This is a genomic window from Roseovarius indicus (genome assembly GCF_008728195.1).
GTDB classification, from domain to species: domain Bacteria; phylum Pseudomonadota; class Alphaproteobacteria; order Rhodobacterales; family Rhodobacteraceae; genus Roseovarius; species Roseovarius indicus.
The window spans coordinates 851,970-871,310 of the sequence record NZ_CP031598.1 but is presented as its reverse complement, the minus strand read 5'-3'; the positions used below and the strand labels follow the sequence as shown (position 1 = coordinate 871,310).

At 65.5% G+C, this 19,341-nt stretch carries 20 protein-coding genes; 2 read left to right on the top strand and 18 right to left on the bottom strand.

Annotated elements, in window-relative coordinates; translation table 11 throughout:
- Positions 1-3: 3 nt before the first annotated feature.
- The 4 genes from RIdsm_RS30020 to dctP form a co-directional block, all read right to left on the bottom strand.
- Positions 4-174 (bottom strand): hypothetical protein, encoded by a 171-nt coding sequence (locus tag RIdsm_RS30020; RefSeq protein ID WP_177228435.1) that lies wholly within the window; start codon positions 172-174, stop codon positions 4-6.
- 13 nt (positions 175-187) lie between these two features.
- A complete protein-coding gene (locus RIdsm_RS04150) occupies positions 188-1,504 on the bottom strand; it encodes a TRAP transporter large permease (RefSeq protein ID WP_057820602.1) in 1,317 nt (438 codons plus the stop codon).
- A complete protein-coding gene (locus RIdsm_RS04145; protein WP_057820604.1) occupies positions 1,494-2,015 on the bottom strand; it encodes a TRAP transporter small permease subunit in 522 nt (173 codons plus the stop codon). The genes RIdsm_RS04150 and RIdsm_RS04145 overlap by 11 nt, the downstream gene beginning before the upstream one ends.
- Positions 2,016-2,082: 67 nt before the next feature.
- A complete protein-coding gene (gene dctP / locus RIdsm_RS04140; RefSeq protein ID WP_057820607.1) occupies positions 2,083-3,108 on the bottom strand; it encodes a TRAP transporter substrate-binding protein DctP in 1,026 nt (341 codons plus the stop codon).
- Positions 3,109-3,237: 129 nt separating this feature from the next.
- Here dctP and RIdsm_RS04135 point away from each other — a divergent pair, with 129 nt between their 5' ends.
- Positions 3,238-3,957: a GntR family transcriptional regulator gene (locus RIdsm_RS04135; RefSeq protein WP_082647527.1), complete on the top strand. Its 720-nt coding sequence runs from the start codon at positions 3,238-3,240 to the stop codon at positions 3,955-3,957.
- 14 nt (positions 3,958-3,971) lie between these two features.
- Here the strand turns inward: RIdsm_RS04135 and RIdsm_RS04130 are convergent, their stop codons facing one another.
- The 14 genes from RIdsm_RS04130 to RIdsm_RS04065 all read right to left on the bottom strand — a co-directional run bounded on the left by RIdsm_RS04130 (position 3,972) and on the right by RIdsm_RS04065 (position 18,714).
- On the bottom strand, positions 3,972-4,928 hold the full coding sequence (locus RIdsm_RS04130; RefSeq protein ID WP_057820609.1) for a LysR family transcriptional regulator: 957 nt from the start codon (positions 4,926-4,928) through the stop codon (positions 3,972-3,974).
- Between the two features lie 118 nt (positions 4,929-5,046).
- Positions 5,047-5,889: an amidohydrolase family protein gene (locus RIdsm_RS04125; RefSeq protein WP_057820611.1), complete on the bottom strand. Its 843-nt coding sequence runs from the start codon at positions 5,887-5,889 to the stop codon at positions 5,047-5,049.
- A gap of 6 nt (positions 5,890-5,895) precedes the next feature.
- A complete protein-coding gene (locus RIdsm_RS04120; protein WP_057820613.1) occupies positions 5,896-7,203 on the bottom strand; it encodes an NtaA/DmoA family FMN-dependent monooxygenase in 1,308 nt (435 codons plus the stop codon).
- A gap of 30 nt (positions 7,204-7,233) precedes the next feature.
- Positions 7,234-8,448: an alpha-hydroxy acid oxidase gene (locus RIdsm_RS04115; protein WP_236553389.1), complete on the bottom strand. Its 1,215-nt coding sequence runs from the start codon at positions 8,446-8,448 to the stop codon at positions 7,234-7,236.
- A 152-nt stretch (positions 8,449-8,600) separates the two neighbouring features.
- Positions 8,601-9,620 (bottom strand): TRAP transporter substrate-binding protein, encoded by a 1,020-nt coding sequence (locus RIdsm_RS04110; RefSeq protein ID WP_082647528.1) that lies wholly within the window; start codon positions 9,618-9,620, stop codon positions 8,601-8,603.
- A gap of 50 nt (positions 9,621-9,670) precedes the next feature.
- Positions 9,671-10,981, bottom strand: coding sequence for a TRAP transporter large permease (locus RIdsm_RS04105; protein WP_057820620.1), 1,311 nt, complete (start codon positions 10,979-10,981; stop codon positions 9,671-9,673).
- The gene (locus RIdsm_RS04100) at positions 10,978-11,586 is read right to left on the bottom strand and encodes a TRAP transporter small permease subunit (RefSeq protein WP_143100506.1); all 609 of its coding nucleotides are present in this window, start codon (positions 11,584-11,586) and stop codon (positions 10,978-10,980) included. Before RIdsm_RS04100 ends, RIdsm_RS04105 begins: the two co-directional genes overlap by 4 nt.
- A 330-nt stretch (positions 11,587-11,916) precedes the next feature.
- Positions 11,917-12,648 carry a 4-carboxy-4-hydroxy-2-oxoadipate aldolase/oxaloacetate decarboxylase gene (locus RIdsm_RS04095; RefSeq protein ID WP_074940471.1) on the bottom strand — a complete coding sequence of 244 codons (732 nt, stop codon included), beginning with the start codon at positions 12,646-12,648 and terminating at the stop codon, positions 11,917-11,919.
- Between the two features lie 164 nt (positions 12,649-12,812).
- Positions 12,813-13,481: a GntR family transcriptional regulator gene (locus tag RIdsm_RS04090; RefSeq protein ID WP_057820624.1), complete on the bottom strand. Its 669-nt coding sequence runs from the start codon at positions 13,479-13,481 to the stop codon at positions 12,813-12,815.
- 92 nt (positions 13,482-13,573) lie between these two features.
- Entirely contained in the window at positions 13,574-14,953 is a 1,380-nt protein-coding gene (gene lpdA / locus RIdsm_RS04085) for a dihydrolipoyl dehydrogenase (RefSeq protein ID WP_057820627.1), read from the bottom strand.
- Positions 14,946-16,241, bottom strand: a complete 1,296-nt coding sequence (locus RIdsm_RS04080; RefSeq protein WP_057820629.1) for a dihydrolipoamide acetyltransferase family protein — start codon at positions 16,239-16,241, stop codon at positions 14,946-14,948. Before RIdsm_RS04080 ends, lpdA begins: the two co-directional genes overlap by 8 nt.
- Positions 16,242-16,244: 3 nt before the next feature.
- Positions 16,245-17,258 carry an alpha-ketoacid dehydrogenase subunit beta gene (locus RIdsm_RS04075; RefSeq protein ID WP_057820631.1) on the bottom strand — a complete coding sequence of 338 codons (1,014 nt, stop codon included), beginning with the start codon at positions 17,256-17,258 and terminating at the stop codon, positions 16,245-16,247.
- 2 nt (positions 17,259-17,260) lie between these two features.
- Positions 17,261-18,493, bottom strand: a complete 1,233-nt coding sequence (locus RIdsm_RS04070) for a 3-methyl-2-oxobutanoate dehydrogenase (2-methylpropanoyl-transferring) subunit alpha (protein WP_057820633.1) — start codon at positions 18,491-18,493, stop codon at positions 17,261-17,263.
- Complete coding sequence (locus RIdsm_RS04065) at positions 18,490-18,714, bottom strand: hypothetical protein (protein ID WP_057820635.1); 225 nt, start codon at positions 18,712-18,714, stop codon at positions 18,490-18,492. Before RIdsm_RS04065 ends, RIdsm_RS04070 begins: the two co-directional genes overlap by 4 nt.
- A gap of 127 nt (positions 18,715-18,841) precedes the next feature.
- Here RIdsm_RS04065 and RIdsm_RS04060 point away from each other — a divergent pair, with 127 nt between their 5' ends.
- Entirely contained in the window at positions 18,842-19,321 is a 480-nt protein-coding gene (locus tag RIdsm_RS04060; RefSeq protein ID WP_057820637.1) for an Lrp/AsnC family transcriptional regulator, read from the top strand.
- Positions 19,322-19,341 lie beyond the last annotated feature (20 nt).

Sequence of the window (19,341 nt, the reverse complement as noted above, 5' to 3'; positions counted from 1 at the left end):
GGATCACCCTGTGAAGCTGAAGCTGTACCAGATCACGGCGGCCGCGACGGCCAGCCCGATCAGCTCGGGCCAGTTGCCGAAATCGTGGGCGTCGCGCATCTCTTCGGCGGCGAAGTGGGCCGCGTCGATGTCTTCGTCCTGGCGGGTCAGATCGTGGTCTTCGTCCTGTGACATTGGACGGTCCTCCTCAATCAAGCATGTTGGGCAGCCACATCGCGATGTCCGGCAGGAAAAGAACTGCGGCAAGGCCAAGGGCCTGAAGCGCGATGAAGGGCAGCACGGCGACGAATATGTCCTGAAGCTCGACGCCCTTTGGCGCGACGGATTTCAGGAAGAAGCAGGCGGGACCGAAGGGCGGCGACAGGTAGTAGATCTGGATGTTCATGGCGAAGAGCACGCCGAACCAGACCGGGTCGAAGCCGAGATCGACCACCACCGGCGCGAAGATCGGGACGGTGATGAAGATGATCGCGATCCATTCGAGGAAGGTGCCGAGCACCATGACGATCAGCATCATCACCAGCACGATCATGATCGGGGCCATGTCGAGCCCGGTCAGCACGCCGCGCAGGAAGTCGCCCCCGCCGATGCGGTTGTAGATCCCGATCAGCGAGACCGCGCCCAGCACCAGCCAGATAATCGAGCCCACGGTCAGCACCGTCTGGCGCATGGCGTCGCGCGCCATGGTCCAGTTGAGCTCTTTCCGGACGCCGGCCACGACCAGTGCGCCCACGGCGCCGATGGCGGCGGCCTCGGTGACCGTGGCGATACCCGAGTAGATCACGCCCAGCACCGTAGCGATCAGCAGGCCGGGCAGGATGATGCCCTTGAGGAACTTGAGCCGCTGGAAGAAGGGCAGCCCGGTTTCGGGGATGTCGTAGATCGGGGCCATCTCGGGCTTCAGCCGCACGCGCACCAGGATATAGGTGATGTAGAGCGTCGCCAGCATGAGGCCCGGCACGGCGGAGGCCGCGAAGAGCTTGGTGATCGAGACCTGTGCCGCGAGCCCGTAGACGATGAGCACGACTGACGGCGGAATGAGCGTGGCAAGGGCGCCGGCGGCGCAGATGATGCCGATGGAGAGTTTCTTGTCATAGCCCAGCCGCAGCATCTGCGGCAGCGCGATCAGGCCCAGCATGACGATCTCGCCGCCCATGATGCCCGACATGGCGGCCAGCAGGACGGCCACGATGCAGGTCTGCACGCCGACCGAGCCGCGGAAGCGGCCGCCGGCGATGGCCATCGAGTCGAAGAGCGACTTGGCGATGCCGGATCGTTCGAGCACGTTGGCCATGAAGACGAAGAACGGGACCGCGATAAGCTCGTACTTGTGCAGCACCTCGCCCACGTTGGCGGCGACGATGAAGAACCCGGCGCGTTCGCCGAAGTAAAGGATCGCCGTGACCAGCGAGACGGTCAGCGTGGTGATGCCCAGCGGCACCCCCACGGCCATCAGGCCAAGTAGTGCGACGACAATCAGGAGTGTGATCAGTTCAATGCCCACCGGTCACGTCCCTTTCGGTGTTGTGGAACCAACGGATGATGTTGGCCAGCAATTGTGCGAGGTAGAGACCGCAGCCCACGACGATCAGCACCTTGAGGTAGGTGGGCTGGGGCGAGTTGAAGGCGGTGCCGGAATGTTCGGTCCGGCCGAGCACCTTGACCGCCGGCCCCCAGAGCGCCATGCCGAGCACGAGGATCGCGCCGAAGGCGATCAGCATCTGGACGAGGCGGAAGTAATGCCAGACCCGCGGGCTCACCAGCAGTTCCATCATGGTGATCGAGATGTGGCGGTTGCGCTGGGTGACGTAGCCCACCGACAGCACCCAGACCGTGGCGCAGAGCGTCATGGCCAGTTCGGTCGACCAGACGGTCGGGCTGTCGAACCCGTAGCGCAGCACGACTTCGAGCGCCGAGACCGCGATACAGGTGAAAAAGAGGGTCGAGCAGGCATGGCCGATGAAGACGCTGAAGCGGTCCATCACCTCGGCATAGCCCGCGAGCAGGCGTTTCATGGGGTCTCTCCCATTGGCTTGGAAGGGACCGGGGGCAGGCAGGGCCGTCCCCGGACAAGAGCGGAGATTACTCTTTGAAGAGACCGATTTCGGTCATGTAGGAGAGGTGCGCATCAAGCGCTTCCTTGGCGAGATCGGATTTCTCGGCATAGGCTTCCCATTCCTTCCGCGCGACTTCGCGGAGCTGGTCGCGGTCTTCCTGGGCCCAGTCGATCACCTCGATATCGTCGGAGGCATCGTCACGCTCGGCCAGTTCCTTGTCGAGCTTGGTGACCTCGTCGGCCATGGCGTGCATCGCCTCGTACCACCAGGTGCGCAGCGCTTCCTGGTCCTGCTCTTCCAGCCCTTCCCAGACCTCGCGGTTCACGGTGAACTGCATGGCGGGCATGGAGTGGATGCCGGGGTAGAGCGGGTACGGCGCCACGTCGTGCAGGCCGGTGGCGTCGTTGTTCACGTAGGCCGAGGCGTCGGCGGCATCGACGATGCCTTTTTCGAGCGCGCCGAAAACCTCCGAGAAGGGGATCGCGACAGGCGAGGCGCCGGCGGCCTGGAAGACGGCGGCGGCAAGGCCCTCGGGCGAGCGGATCTTCTTGCCTTCGAGGTCTTCGAAGGTGCGGATGGGTTCGCGGGCGACAAGCGCTTCACGCGAATAGGGCCCGCAGGCCACGACCTTGACCTCGCCGCCGGTGATGGCGTCGGAGGCTTTCTGCATCATCTCTTCGCCCGGACCTTCCTCGCAGAAGCCGATCATCTGCTGGGGCGTGTCGTAGCCCGAGATCAGGTCGCCCAGGAGGGCGAAGGCGGGTTCCTGGCCGGAGAAGTAGTTGACGGAGGTGAAATCGCCGTCGAGCGCGCCGGCGGCCACGGCTTCGGGCGTGTCGCGGGCGGGCACGACCGAGCCGTTGGGCGTCAGCACGATGGAAACGCGGCCGTCGGTCATTTCCTCGATCTTCGGCAGCCATTCTTCGGTGATGTACTTGGTCGAGAAGTCGCCCGCGTTGAACGAGGTCTGGATGTTGAGTGTGTCGGCATGGGCCAGCCCGGCCAGCACGGAAACGGATGCGGCAAGCGTGGCTGTTCTGGAAAAGGTCATCTTGGTCCTCCCTGGAAATAACCGGGGGCCTCCCCCCGCGGCTGATTGATGTACTAATATATTAGTGTATTGTTGGCAAGTGATGCTTATGTTGCCAGCGACGCAAAATAAGAGGCTTAACGGAAGAGCATGACCGAAACGCCTGAGCTACCTGCGAAAAATGCCGCCGCCCCTGCCCCGCCCGGACGGCCGATCAAGCGCGGCTCGGCCAGCGCGCAGATCCACGATGCGCTGCGCGAGCGAATCGTTGCACTGGAATTCACGCCCGGGGAGTTCCTGTCGCGATCAGAAATCGCCAATTACTACGGGGTCAGCCAGACGCCGGTGCGCGACGCGATGATGCGGCTGGAAGAGGAAGGTCTGCTGATTATCTATCCGCAATCGAAGACGCTGGTGTCGAAGATCGATGTGGCCCATGCGCAGGAGACGCAGTTCCTGCGCCTGTCGATCGAGCTGGAGGTGACCCGGCGGCTGGCGCAGGCGCAGGCCTCCGGGCTGATCGGGCGGGCGCGGACCTGCCTGTCGTTGCAGCGGGCAGCGCTCTCCTCGGGCGATCTTGACGAATTCGGGCGGCTGGATCGGGAATATCACGCCGCACTGTACGAGGCGGCCGGTGTCGCGAACTTGTGGAAGATCGTGACGGCGCGGTCGGGCCATATCGACCGTCTGCGCAAGCTGAACCTGCCCGATCCGGGGAAATCGACCTCGATCCTGTCGTGCCACGAGCGTATCCTCGCGGCCATCGAGGCCGGCGATCTGCCGGGGGTCGAGGCGGTGGTGCGAGAACACCTGTCGGGCACGTTGGCACAGGTGCCGAAGATCACCGAGAAATACCCGGAATATTTCTGAAGCGGGTGTCGGCGTCAGGTCGCCGTGACGCGCACCTGAATCCCCTCGCCCGTGCCCTGCCAGGCGGAGCGGGCAGCGATCCAGTCGGCAAAGCGTGACCGAAGCTCGCCCAGCAGCCATGTGGCCGCCGGGCCCGGCGGCTGATCCGCCTTGTGGGCGGTGTAGAGAGGAAAGCGCAGGGGCTTGCCGCGGTGGATCGCGATCTTGAGCTCGCACAGATCACCGTTTTCGATATGCGGCCAGGCCAGATGCGTGGGCATCACGCACCAGCCGAAGCCGTTCAGCACGAAGTCGAGGCGGTTGAACTGATCGATGAAGCTCCACGTGCGCTCGCTCATGACGACGCCGCGGAAACGGCGGGTGCGGTCGGTGAGGGTAAGTTGGACATGCTCATCGAGCTGGGCCTGCGAGATCGGCCCACCGATACGCGCCAGCGGGTGGCGGGCGCTGGCGACGAAGGAAATCGGGACGTTGCCGAAGAACTCCATCTGCACGCCCGGCATGCCGTCGCGCGCCGGGGAATAGATGGCGAGACCGGCATTGCCCTCGTGCAGGGATTGTTCAGGGGCGCCGAGCCCCTCGCCGTAAAGGGTGACGGAGACGGAAGGGTACTCCTCGTGAAAGGCTTTGAGCGCGCCGATCAGCACTTCGTTGGGGAAGACCTGTTCGATGGCAAGGGTGATCTCGGGCTCGGCCACCGTGGCGATGCTGCGGGCGCGGGCGCGCAGGGCGTCGACCCCGCCGATGACGCGGCGGGCGTCGATCAGGATCGCTTCGCCCGCGTCGGTCAGGCGGGGGAGTTTGTGGCTTCTGTCGAAGAGCTTTACCTCGAGCGCGTCCTCGAGGGACTGGATCGATTGGCTGACCGCCGACTGCACGCGGTTCAGTCTTCGTGCGGCTGCGGAAAAGCTGCCGCACTCCGCGACAGCGGCCAGCATGTGCAGCTGGTCTATGGTGACCCGGTTCAGCATGTCCGTCCTCCCTCGGCATGGGCTGCCGACGACAGCTAGTATACCAGATCATCGGTTTGCCAAAAGAAAAAGCTGCGTCAGGCATCGATCGACCTGATGGTTGGCGCACTGCAGTGGCTCAGAAACCGTAGAGCCGGGCCGGGTTGGTGACCAGCACCGCCTCGCGCTGGGCCTCGGTGAGGCCCCAGTCGGCCAGAAGGTCGAGGAGGCGGCCATCGTCGGGCATGCTGTCCTCGGTCTCCGTCGGGTGCGGCCAGTCGGAGCCCCAGAGCAGCCGGTCGGTGCCCTGCTCGATGAGCGAGCGGGCGAGTGGGGCGACGTCTGCATAGTCGGGCTTGCCGGACTTCGAGATGTGGTAGGCACCCGAGAGCTTGACCCAGACATTCGGTTGCGCGGCGAGGCGCAAGAGCGCCTGATGCGCCGGGTGGTCGGGGGCGATGCAGTCGGAGTAGCGGCCCATGTGATCGATCACCACCGTGCAGGGCAGATCGGCGATGAGGGGTTCGTATTGCGGCAGTTCCAACCCGTCGAGCTGAACCTGAAGATGCCAGCCGGTGCCCTTGATGCGATCGGCCATGAGCGGCAAGTCGGACCATTCGGTCATGCTGCCGGCCATCTGGTGATAGCGCAGGCCGCGCGCGTTCTGATGCCAGAGCGTGTCGAGGTCTGCATCGGATATGTCGGTGGGCACGGTGACGACGGCCCGGGCGCTGTCGCCGATCCGGGCGATGGCGTCGAGGATGCAGCGGTTGTCGAACCCGTAGGTGACGGGCTGGACCACGACCATGCGCGCGAGCCCCACCTTTTCCTGAATGGCGCGGTAGTCTTCCGGCAGGAAATTCGGCGGGAAGAGCCATGCCTTGGGCGAGGCCGGGTAGCTATCGTCGTAGAAGTGCATGTGGGTGTCGCAGGCGCCGGGGGGCACGGCGATATTCGGGCGGGTTGCGCGAGTGTCGGCCATGGGCGATCAGGCCATCACGTTCTCGGCGAAGGTCTTGCCGGTGTATTCCGTCCGGTAGATGCCCTTTTTCTGCAGGAGCGGCACGACCTCGTCGACAAACTCCTCGACGCTGCTGTTGCTGGTCGTGGGGGTGAGGTTGAACCCGTGGCAGCCGCTGCTGCGCCAAAGATGTTCGAGCTCGTCGGCGACCTGTTCGGGTGTGCCCACGACCTGCGGCATGCCGGTGGAGGCTCCGAAGAGGCGGGCGGCATCGCGCACCGTGGCGTTGCCGTCGCCGGCCATGTTGGCGAGCGCCATCAGCATGCCCTGCGAGGCCTCGGTGGTGTTGTCGGCGAGGCGGGAATCGAGTTCCAGCCGGCTGAAATCGACGCCCATCGTGCCGGACATGCGGTTGAGGGCAGCGTCGATGGGGATGCGGTCGGCTATCTCTTTCTGATGGGCTTTCGCCTCTTCCTCGGTTCCGCCGAGGATGCATTGAAGGCCGAAGGTGACCTTGGGCGTATCCTTGCGGCCCTCGGTTTCGGCGGTCTCGCCCAGTTTCTTGACGAACTTCGTCATGGCCGCGGCCTGCGGCTGGATGGCGAAGACCACGTCGGCATGCTTCAGGGCGAATTTCTGACCGCGGCCCGATGATCCCGCCTGGAACAGCACCGGGCGGCCCTGTGCCGAGGGCAGAACGGGGGGCACGCCACGACAGCGGAAATAGTCACCCTGGAAATCGATCACGTCGATCTTTTCGGGGTCGGCATACAGGCCCCTTTCGCGGTCGGCCAGGATCGCGCCGGGCTTGATGCCGTTCCAGAGCGCATAGCAGACATCCATGTATTCGTCGGCGTGGTCATAGCGCTCGTCATGCTGAAGCTGCTCGGCGCCCAGCGCGCGGTGTTCGGCCCGGAGGTGGCCCGAGACGATGTTCCAACCGACACGCCCGCCGCTCATGTAGTCGAGCGTCGAGAGGCGGCGAACCGTGGTATAGGGATGGCTGCCGGAGGTGGAGAGCGTGAGGGCGAGGCCCAGGTGCTCGGTTTCGGCCAGCATGACACCCATAAGCGCCATCGGGTCGTGGCTGGGCCAGCAGACGCCGTAGCGGACATAGTCGTCGAGGCTGTCGCGGTACCAGTCGTAGCCGCCGGGGGTGTCGGCGAAGAAGGCCGCGTCGAAACAGCCGCGTTCGAGGGTGCGGGCGAGCTTCTTCCAGTGATCGAACGATGCCATCCCGTCGAGCCGGCCGTCTTCCGGATCGGTCCAGCTCATGGCGCTGTGGTTGATCGGGCTGTGCATGTAGAAGCCGATCAGGTGCATTTGCTCACTCATGGGGTTGGTCACCTTTCCAGTTAATGACGATCATTCCGCGGCACGCGAGCGCGCAGGAGTTGTGAAGCCCGGCGGGTTGGCGAGGTCGAAGAGGCTTTCGCGGCCGGCGGCGGAGAGGTCTGTCCAGCCCATCATGCCCATGACGAGGCTGAGCTCCTGCCGGTAGATGTCGAAGACCTTCTCGGCCCCCGCCTGCCCTCCTGCCGCCACGCCGAACATGGCCGGGCGGCCGAAGAGCGTGGCCTTGGCGCCGAGGCAGAGCGCCTTGGCGATGTCGGAGCCGCGGCGAAAGCCACTGTCGATCAGCAGTTCCATCCCGTCGCCCACCGCGTCGGCCACGAGCGGCAGCATGTCGAGGGAGCCGGGTGCGGAATCGAGCTGTCGGCCGCCGTGGTTCGACACGATCAGGCCGTCGGCACCGAGGTCGCGGCAGCGGCGGGCATCGTCGGGGTGCATCACGCCCTTCACGACCAGCGGGCCGGGCCAGGCCTTGCGGACCGACTTCAGCACCTCCCAGGTCTGTTCGGGGGCGGGCGTTTCGGTGCCGTAGAGATCGGCCACCGTGCCGGCATTGGCGTTTTCGCCCGCGTAGGGGCGCCAGTTCTCCATCATCGGGATACCGCTGCTTTGCAGGTAGCGCATCGTCCAGGCCGGGCGGCTGAGGCCCTGCAGGATCACGCCCGGGGTCATCTTCATCGGGCGGGTGAACCCATTGCGGAGGTTGCGTTCCCGCTTGGCCATGACCGGCGTGTCGATCGTCAGGATCAGCACGCGGACATCGAGCGCACGGGCGCGGCGGATGAGATCGGCGGTGATCTCGGGGTTGCGGGTGCCGTAGATCTGGAACCAGGTGGTTTTCGGCGCGGCATCCATCGCCGCCTCGATCGAGTCGCAGCTTGCGCTGGACATGAGGTAGGGCAGGTCGAACTTCGCCGCGGCGCGGGCCAGCATCAGGTCGGCACCCGGCCGGAAGAAGCCGGCGATGCCCATGGGCGAGACGCCGAAGGGGCTGGAATACTCGTGGCCGAACAGGGTGACGGTCTGGCTGCGGTCCGACACATCGACAAGGTAGCGCGGCAGAAGTTTCCAGCGGTCGAAGGCCGCGCGGTTCCGCGCGAGTGCCGCCTCGCCGTCGACGCCGCCATCGATGAAGTCAAAGGCGATGCGCGGCAGGTAGCGGCGCGCGCAGTCGCGGACATCGTGAATGTTGATCGCCTTGTCGATTCGCATCGGTCGTGTCGCCATCCTTTCAGCGGCAATAGGGAAGTGCCGGCGCGTCCATCATGCCAGATACGGGCCTGACGGGATCGCGCAAAGAATTGATATTGTTCATCGATTCTCCCGGCAGGTCGGGAGGTGGCCCGCCCCGGCAGAACGCACCGGAGCGGGATTGCAGGTTACTTCCCGAGCGCCTCGCGGACGTCAGCCACCGCGGCCTCGACCTCGGGCCCGCCGTCGCTGGCCCAGTCGTCCCAGTAGCCGGCCCATTCGCTTTCGTAGCGCTTCACGTCTTCCGGGTCGGCATCGACGATGGTCATGACCTCGCGCATCTCCGCCTCGGCATCGTCGTTGGCCTTCTTGCGGGCGGCCGCGAATTCGGCCTGGTTTTCCGAGACGGCCGCATCGACCGCTGCCCGCATGTCGTCGGGCAGGCCGGTGTAAAGGTCCTGGTTGATGAGGATGTACTCGATCCCGGTATGGGGGTCGCAGAAATAGCCCCAGTCGAGGAACTCGGTCCAGCCCGAGCCGGTGATGTTGGCCGCGCCGGTGAAGACCGCATCGACGACGCCGCGATGCATGGCTTCGGGGACCTCCGCGGTAGTCAGGGTGACCGCGGCGCCGCCGTATTTGCGGATGATATCCCCCTGTTCGGGGCTGGAGCCGCGGGCATTCATGCCCTTGAAGTCTTCCAGCTTGGTCAGCGGCTCGCCGCGGCCATAGGCGTTCTGCGGCCAGTTCTGGCCGGACCAGAGCAGCATGTGGCAGCCCTGCGAGTTGAGCTTCTTGTTGATATGGGGGATCAGCGCCTCCATGGCGGTTTCCGCCTCGCCCGCGTTGCGCATCAGGAACGGCAGGCCGGGGATGGCGGCAACCTTGGTCGTGCCGGCGATGAAGCCTTGGTAGGCCAGCGCCATTTCGACCTGCCCCTGGCCCAGTACCGGCACGGCCTCGGTCGCGCGGAAGGGCATCTCGCCGGCGGTGCGCACGGTGATGTCGAGCTCGCCATTGGTGCGCTCGCGAATGTCGTCGGTGAGCGCGATGTAGAGGTTGGTGAGCGAGTGGCCGGGACCGTAGTATATGGTGAAATCCCATTTCATCGGGGCTGCAAAGGCGCGGGTGCCGGCCGCGGCCGTCACGACCCCGGCGGCCCCCATTCCACGCAGGAGCGAGCGCCTGCTAAGTCCAAAATCCTTCATGTCTTTCCTCCCTAGTTGACATGTTTCTCGTTATTCGGTGCGGCGCGGTGTCATCGCGCCACGGTCATCTGGTCCGGCAGCCAGAGCGCGAGGCCCGGCACGAACCACATCAGAAGCAGGAAGCCGAGCATCAGGCAGACGTAAGGCAGCGCACCGCGCGCCACGTCGGTATAGGGCGTGCCCTGCCCTATGCCGTGCAGGACGAAGAGGTTGAGGCCGATCGGCGGGGTGATCATGCCGATCTCGATCAGCACCACGACCATGACGCCGAACCAGATCAGGTCGAACCCGGCGGCGTTGATGATCGGGAAAAGCACCGGCAGCGTCAGCAGCATCATCGAGGCGCCGTCGATCAGGCAGCCGAGGAAGATGTAGAGCACGACGATAGCGAGGAAGAGCACGAAAACCGGCAGGTCGAGGCCGATGACCCAGCCGGTCAACGAGCGGCTGACGCCGGAATAGACCAGGGCGTAGGAAAACACCTGTGCGGCGACGACGATCACCAGCACCATGCAGGTGGTGCGGACCGCCGAGAGGTGGGCTTCCTTCACGTTCTCCCAGCTCAGGCCGCGATAAAGGGCGGCGATGATCACCGAGGCCAGCACCCCGATGGCGGCGGCCTCCGTCGCCGTGGCCCAGCCGAGGTAGATCGAGCCCATGACGAAAAAGATCAGCCCGAAGAGCGGTAGGATATCCCCGAGCGAGCGGAGCTTTTCGCCCAGGGTGACCGTTTCGCTATGCGCAGGGGCGAGGGAAGGATTGAGCAGGCAGCGCAGGCCAATATAGCCCATGAAGGCAACCGCCAACACCAGCCCCGGTACGACGCCGGCGATGAACAGCTTGGCGACCGACACCTCGACGATCGAGCAGTAGATGATCATGATGATGCTGGGCGGGATCAGGATGCCCAACGTGCCGCCGGCCGCGAGCGAGCCGAAGATCAGCCGGTCGTCATAGCCGCGTGCCTTCAGTTCCGGGATGGTGACCGTGCCGATGGTGCCGGCTGTCGCCACGCTGGAGCCGCAGGCGGCCGCGAAGACCGAGCAGGAGACGATGTTCGACTGCAAGAGCCCGCCCGGCAGGAACCGAAGCCAGATGGCCAACGCGGCGTAGAAGCGTTGCGCCACGCCGCAGCGCAGGATGATTGCGCCCATCACGATGAAAAGTGGCACCGGGCTGAGCGTGAAGGAGTTGATCGAGTTCCAGCTGATCGAGCCCAACGACAGCAGGGTCTTGGCCCCGCCGGCAAGGTAGAGACCCGACATGCCCGTCGTCATCAGCGCGATGGCGATCCAGACACCGGAGGCCAGCAGGATGAACAGAAGCGTGATGATGAAGACGGAAAAGGCAACCCAGGTCATAGCCAGTCCTCCGTTTGGTCCTCGGTTTCCTGCCCCACAAGGCCCGGCGCGAAGAGCGCCGCCGCGGCGCGCACGAGGGCCGAGATCATGCTGCAGGTCAGCAGGACCGACCCGATCGGCATGACCAGTTGCGGCACCCAGAGCACGGTGCGGGTGATGAAGATCGAGGTCGCGCCGCTGCGGTAATTCTGCACGACGAAGCCGATGATGTACCACGTGTAGACAAGCAGCGTGGCCGTGGCGATCACGGTGATCAGCAGGTTGATCAGCGCGGCGGCGCGGCCGCGGAACTGGCTATGGATCAGCTCGACCCGGATGAAACCGCCGTTCCGGAAGGTCCATGCGAGGCCGAGATAGACATTGGCGGCCAGCAGGTAGCCCGCGTATTCCGCCGAGATCAGCGTCGACACCCCCACTGCCGTGCGCAGGAAGACCTCGGCGCAGACGATCACCGTGATGACGACAATCGACAGGGCCGAGATCACCATCGCCACGGTCTCCAGATGCCGAAGCCCCCTGTCGGCCGTGGCAGCGACCTCGCGTATCCTTTGCAGGCCGGAGGTCTTTGCCCCCCGGCTATCCTCTGGAACCGTCTTTGCCGTCACGCCGTTCCTCTTTGGTCAACCGGACCGCCGCGTTCGGCGCGATCCGCTCCTCCGTTGCCCTGCCCGGCTGTCTTCGGCCTGGTGCAGAAATTCGTGCGACATTCCTCCCTGCCGCGGCCAAAGATGACTTTGGCTGAAAGGTTTTCTAGCATACCAACCGATCATTTTAATGATCATTGATGTGATGATTTTGATCGGTTTTTCTGATGGAAAAGACCACAGGCCGCACGGCATCGCCTCCAGGAAAACAGCTTTAAATCAAAGCTCTGGACCTTGGAACACGGAGGCGCAAGGCCCAGCGCGGGCCTGCGGCCGTCTCAGGATAGAGGATCAGGCGTCGGGGGGTACAGCGCCTCTCCAGGTCCCTTCGATTTCGGTGAGCCCGCAGGCCGCGACATCGCGCTCGAGACCGAGCAGATCGTACATCGTGGCACCCTCGTCGAGCTTGTCGCGGAAACCCGATTCCTTCGCCGCACGAGCCTCGGCATTTGCCACGGCGGTTTCGACCAGTTCGGGCGGAATCGCGAGAACGCCATCGTCATCGGCGACGATCAGATCGCCCGGGTTCACAGTCACGCCGGCGACCACGACCGGCACGTTGGCCGAGCCCGGCCCACGCTTTTCGGGGTGCGACACGGAGATGGCCGTCGAGAAGACAGGAAACCCCATCTCCCGCACGCGGCCGGTATCGCGAACCGCGCCATCGACAACGGCGCCGGCGATGCCCTTCCGTTGTGCATAATAGGTGATCATGTCACCCCAGAGCGCGCCTTGGGCACTACCGCCATTGGTGGCGACGATGACATCGCCCGGCTCGGCCAGCTTGGCGGCGATGTGCAGAAGCAGGTTGTCGCCGGGGTAGTTGTAGCAGGTGATGGCTTGGCCACATGTGCCGGCGCCGGGCCAGACGGGGCGCATGGCGGTGGACAGCAGGCAACGCCGCCCGGCGATGGCGCCAAGCCCTTCGTGCAGGTCAGCCACCGAATTCTGGCTGGCCCGTTCGATCAGCGACTTATCGATCCTTGGAATCCGGGTATAGGCGACCGGTTTCATCTCATTCATGTTCACTCCTCCCTGTGTCGGCAGCCGGGTCGTCAACAGCGTGGCCGCCAATGCGCTTCGCGTCTTGTATTTCAGTAGAATACATGTTTGCGAAAACGCAGGTCAAGCGTGCAACGCAGCGGTTACGCAAGCGCGGGCCTTTCCGGTGCCACGGAGCGCGCAGGTTATCGCATCTGGTCGAGAATGTAGGTTTCCGTGCGGTCGCAGAGCTCGGTGAGCCGCTGGCGCACGGCATCGGTATCCCCGTCTGCGGCGGCACGGACCACGCGCACGTGCAGGTCAAGCGCCTCGCGCAGCCCGGCGGTGCCGACCTGCGTATGCCAGTAACGCCGGATCAGCGCATGCACCGGCCACATCGCCTGGGTCAGGAAGCGGTTGCCACAGGCCTCTTCGACGATGGCATCGAACTCGGCGTCGTGGCGGACATAGCTTTTGAGGTCGTTTGCCTCTGCCGCCGCTTCCATCTCGGAGGCCAGCCGCTTCATCTCGGCCCGCTGGCCGTCGCTTGCGCGCTCGGTTCCCCGAAGGAGCAGGCGCATCTCGATGCCGCGGCGCATTTCCAGAAGCTGGATCTGGCTGCGCAGGTCGACCTCGGTCACGATGATCCCGCGGCGGGGCATGATCGAGACGAGGTATTCCCGTTCGAGCCGCTTCAGCGCTTCTCGCACGGGGGTGCGACTGAGGCCCATTTCCCGGCCGAGAGAATTTTCCGAGATCAGGCTTCCCGGCGGCAGGTCGAGGCGTACGATACGGTCAAGGATCGTCGTATAGGCTGTGGCCGCCAGCGGGTCGAGCTCGCCGGCATCCTGTGTTTTTGGGATTTGTCGCGCCATTGGCCTTCTGCCTTCGCCTTGTTCCGGCTGCCTGTATACCACTGGTGCGGAAGATTGAAAGCAGGGCCGGGGCGACCCGCTGCGGCATGTCGTCAGCCGTGATTGGCCATGGAGGTGAGCCCAAGCGCGGCCTCCTGCAGGGCTTCGCCAAGGGTCGGATGGGCGTGGATCGTGGCCGCGATATCCTCCGCCCTCAGACCGGATTCGATCGCGATGGCGAAGGCGGCGGCCAGTTCCGACACGCCCGGCCCCGTGGCCTGAATGCCAAGGACGACATGATCGGACGGGCGGGCAAGTATGCGGATGAACCCCTCGGTATCGCCAAGCGTGAGGGCGCGGCCGTTGGCGCGGAACTGAAAGGTGCCCGTTTCGGCCTCCGGCGCCTCGGACGGAAGCAGGCCGGCGGTCACGATTTCGGGGTCGGTGAAACAGATCGCGGGAATACAGGTCTTGTCCCAGCGTTTCGTGTGCCCGGCAAGCAGGTCGGCCACCATCTCACCCTGCGCCATCGCGCGGTGCGCCAGCATCGGCCCCGGCGTGACGTCGCCAATGGCGTAGACCCCGCGCATCGAGGTGCGGCACTGGTCGTCGATTTCGAGGAAGGGGCCGTCGTGTCGCAGGCGGAGTTCGTCGATGCTCAGCCCGTCGAGGTTCGGCGCGCGGCCCACGGTGACGAGGGCCTTGTCGGCGGCAAGGGTTTCTTCGCCCTCGGGGCCGGAAAGAGTCAGTTCCTGCCCCTCCTGCGCCCAGCCTTTCACCCTGGTTTCGAGCTTCAAAGTAATCCCGAGCTCTTCGAGGCGGCGCCGGACGGGGCGGGTCAGCTTATCGTCATATTGCGGCAGGATGCGGTCGGCGGCCTCGACGATGGTCACCTTGCAGCCCAGCTTGGCGAAGGCGGTGCCCAGTTCGAGCCCGATGTAACCGGCACCGACGACCGCCAGCCGCGCGGGCAGGTCGGCCAGGGCGAGCGCGGCGGTGGAATCGAGCGTATGCGGCCCGAAGGGCAGGCCCGGCAGCTCTACCGGCTGCGACCCGGTGGCGATCACCACCTTTGCGGCGCGGATCGTGACGGGGCCGGTCTCGCTGTCGACCTCGACGGTCTTGCCATCGCGGAAATGCGCCCAGCCGGTCAGGGTCTTCACGCCGCTGTTGCCAAGAAGGCCGGTCACGCCCGAGCACAGCTTGTCGACGACGGAGCCGGACCAATCCAGCGTCTGCCCGTAGTCGAGGTGCGGCGTCGCGACGGTGACGCCACAAAGCCCCTCGCCCGCCTGAAGCGTGGCGGTGTGGTAAAGGTCGGCCGCGTGGATCAGCGCCTTCGACGGGATGCAGCCCACGTTGAGGCAGGTGCCGCCGACGCGGCGGCCTTCCACCAGCACGGTATCGAGCCCCTGCCGTGCCGCGCGCGAAGCACAAACATAGCCGCCGGGACCGCCGCCGATGACGAGCAGGTCACAGGTCATCTCAGTCATCGCGCCACTCCATCCATAGCATTGCCGGGGTTTCCAGAAGCGCCTTCAGCTTGGCCACGAATTCCGCGGCCACCCACCCGTCGACCACGCGGTGATCGAAGCTGCAGGAGAGGTTCATGACGCGCCGGGGCTGGAAGGCGTGGCCGTCCCAGACGGGGCGGACGGCGATCTTGTTGATGCCGACGATGGCCACCTCGGGGTGGTTGATGATCGGTGTCGTCGCCAGCGCACCGAGCGGGCCCAGCGAGGTGATCGTAATCGTGGACCCGGAAAGGTTTTCCGGCGAGATCCGGCGCTCGCGCGCGGAGTCGGACAGGCGGCGGACGTCGCGGGCGGCCTCCCACAGGTCCATCGCCTCGGCGTGTTGCAGCACGGGGACCATCAGGCCGGTGTCGGTCTGGGTGGCGATGCCGCAATGCAGGGCGGCGTGGCGGGTGACGACGCTGGCCTCGTCATCGAAATGGGCGTTGATTTCAGGGTGGTCGAGCACGGCCTCGGACAGGGCGCGGATCACGAAGGGCAGCAGGGTGAGCTTGCCGCGTTTGTCGGCGAAACGGGCGTTGAGGCTGGCGCGCAGGTCTTCCAGCGCATCGACCTCGACTTCCTCGATGATCGAGAAATGCGGGATGCGTGCCTTGGCCAGCGACATCCGTTCCGAGATCTTGCGGCGGACGCCGGTGATCCGGACCTCCTCGGTGGTGTCGCGGCGGCGCAGGCCGGAGCCGGGCGCGGCCGCGCCGCCGCTTTCAGCGTAGGCGTCGAGGTCTTCATGCAGGATACGGCCGGCCGGGCCGGTGCCGCGCAACTGACGCAGGTCGATGCCCATCTCGAGCGCGCGGCCGCGGACGGAGGGGGCGGCGAGCGGACGGCCGGCAGCGTTGCGGGCCATGGTGGCCGAGGCGGGCGCCTGCGCGCGGCGGGCGGGCTTGGCGGGCGGTTCGGGCTGTTTCGCCGGCTTGGCGGGCGTTTCGGGCTCCGGCTCCGATTCCGGCTTCGGGGCCGGTTCCGGCGCGGGGTCTTCGCTTTCCTCGGACGGCGCGACGTCACCATCCGTTTCGATGCGGATCAGTTCGCTGCCCACGGCCAGAACGTCACCCGCCTCGCCGCCGACCCATGTCACCCGTCCGGTCGCCGCCGCAGGGATCTCCACTGTGGCCTTGTCGGTCGTCACCTCGCAGATCGGGTCGTCCTCTCGGACCTCGTCACCGACCTTGACCAGCCATTCGCTCAGCTCGGCCTCGGTGATGCCCTCGCCGATATCGGGGAGTTTGAAGCTCTGTTCGGTCATGGCCTACCCCTCCAGCACCGTGGCAATGGCACGTTTCACCCGTTCGGGGCCCGGGAAGTAATCCCATTCCTGCGCATGCGGATAGGGCGTGTCCCACCCGGCCACGCGCAGGATCGGCGCCTCGAGCGCGTAGAAGCATTCCGACTGGATCAGCGCGGCAAGCTCGGCACCGTAGCCCGAGGTGAGTGTCGCCTCGTGCAAGACAATGCAGCGGCCGGTGCGGTTCACCGAGGCGGCGACGGTGTCGAGGTCGAGCGGCAGCAGGGTGCGCAGGTCGATCACCTCGATATCGGCGCCGCTTTCCTCGACCGCGGCCAGCGCGACATGGACCATCGTGCCATAGGTCACCAGCGTCGCGGCACTGCCGTCGCGGACGGTTTTCGCCTGCCCGAGCGGGACGATGTAATTGCCCGGCTCGACCTCGCCCATCTCGTCCTTGCTCCACGAGCGCGAGGGGCGGTCGAAATGGCCGTCGAACGGCCCGTTGTACAGGCGCTTGGGTTCGAGGAAGATCACCGGGTCGGGGTCGTTGATGGCGGCGAGCAGCAGGCCCTTGGCGTCGGCCGGGGTCGACGGCACGACGGTTTTCAGCCCGGCGACATGGGTGAAGAGGGCCTCGGGGCTCTGGCTGTGGGTCTGGGCACCGAAGATGCCGCCGCCCGTGGGCATGCGCACCACCATCGGGCAGGTAAACTCGCCGGCCGAGCGATAGCGCAGGCGGGCGGCTTCCGAGACGAGCTGGTCATAGGCGGGGTACATGTAATCGGCGAACTGAATCTCGACCACGGGCTTGAGCCCGTAGGCCGCCATGCCGATGGCGGTGCCGACGATGCCGAGCTCGCTGATCGGGGTGTCGAAGCAGCGCTCGACCCCGAAGCGCTTCTGCAGCCCGGCGGTGCAGCGGAAGACGCCGCCGAAATAGCCGACGTCCTCGCCCATCACGACGACATTCTCGTCGGCCTCCATCGCCACCTCGTGGGCGTTGCGGATGGCCTCGATCATCGACATGCGCGCCATGGTCAGTACCCCACTTCGTGACGCTGGCGGATGAGGTGCGGGGGCATCTCGGCAAAGACGTCCTCGAACATGTCGCGCGGGCTGGGACGGCGGCCGGAATGCAGCGTACCTATCGCCTCGGCCTCCTTCTGGGCGGCGACAACCTCGTCCATGATCTCGGCCTCGGCCTGGGCATGGCGTTCCTCGGACCAGAGGCCTTTCTGGATCAGGTGCGCCTTCAGCCGCAGGATCGGATCGCCCAGCGGCCAGGCGCTGCCCTCCTCCTTGGGCCGGTAGGCCGCCGGATCATCGGAGGTGGAATGCCCGCCGGCGCGGTAGGTGACGTATTCGATCATCGTCGGCCCGAGGTCGCGGCGGGCACGTTCGGCGGCCCAGGCGGCGGCGGCATGGACGGCGAGGTAATCGTTGCCGTCGACCCGGAGCGCCGGGATGCCGAAGCCGTGGCCGCGGGCGGCGAAGGTGCCGGCGCCGCCGCGGGCGATTCCCTGGAAGGTGGAAATGGCCCACTGGTTGTTGACGATGTTGAGGATGACCGGCGGCTTGTAGGTCGAGGCGAAGACCAGCGCGCCGTGGAAATCGCTTTCCGCGGTCGAGCCGTCGCCGATCCAGCCGGCGGCGAGGCTGTTCTCGCCCTTGATCGCGGCGGCCATGGCCCAGCCGACGGCCTGCACGTATTGCGTGGCAAGGTTGCCGGAGATCGAGAAGAACCCGTGCTCGCGCGAGCTGTAAAAAACCGGAAGCTGCCGGCCACGCACCGGGTCGCCGTCGTTCGAGTAGACCTGGCACATCATCTTGGTCAGCGGATAGCCCGCCGCGATCAGCAACCCGGCCTGCCGGTAGGTGGGAAAGTTCATGTCGCCGGGGCGCAGCGCCTTCTGGAAGGCGCAGGAAATCGCCTCTTCGCCCAGGTGCTGCATGTAGAAAGAGGATTTGCCCTGCCGCTGGGCCTTGAGCATCCGGGCGTCGTAGGCGCGCAGCATCATCATGTGGCGCAGCCCATCGCGGATCGCGTCGTCGTCAAGGGAACCGGCCCAGGGGCCGACCGCCTCGCCATCCCGGTTCAGGACGCGGATGATGGTGAAGGCGAGATCGCGCAGTTCCTCTGGGCTTTCATCCGGCTCGGGCCGCCGTACCTCGCCCGCGCGGGGCACGCGGACATGGGAGAAATCGGGCTGGTCGCCGGGGCGGATGGCCGGTTCCGGCACATGCAGGCGGGGGGTGCGTTCCTCGGTCATGCGCCCTGCCCCGGCTCGAGGTCGACAAAGTTCGCAATCCTGTCGATGAAGTTCCGCGCCAGATGTTCGGGCGGGTCGCTGAGCACGATGTCGAAGACGTAGAGGCTGTCCTCCGTCCGGTCGAAGCTCATGGTGGAAAATCCGAGCCCCATGCGACGCGCCGTGTCCATGACACGGCTGACGGTGTTGAGCGGGTCGCAGCAGTAAAATCTGGCTTCCATTCCGGCCACCTCCTGCGGGAAGGCTAGAGCGGGAGCGGAAAAAGGTGCTTTTGAACTCTACTGGTGTACAAAAGAATTCAGAAAGATTATTTCTATTTGTGAGACTTTAAAGAAAAGAGTTTCTGCAGTGCCCCAGAGCGTTCAAATTGATGATATCGATCGTCGAATCCTGCGGACGCTGGCCGCTGACGGGCGCGTATCAAACGCGCGGCTGGCGCAGATCGTGGGCCTCTCGGCCAGCCCCTGCTGGCAGCGGGTGAAGCGGCTGGAAGACAATGGCATCATTTCCGGCTACCGGGCGATGCTCAACCAGGAGAGCCTCGGGGCACCAGAGATCGTGCTGATCGAAGTGGTGCTCGACCGGCATGACGACCAGACGCTCGAAGTCTTCGGGCGGGAGATGGAAAAGCTCCACGAGGTGCTGGAGGTTCACCTGACCACGGGCGAATACGACTACCTGATCAAGGTCGCGGTGAACGGGACGCGGGGCTACGAAGAGTTTCTACGCAAGAAGCTCTACAAGGTGCCGGGGATCCGGCATTCGCGGTCGAGCTTCGTTCTGCGCAGTCTGAAGAACGTTCAGGCCTACCTGCCCGACGAGGAATGACGCGGTCAGGCGGACCGAAC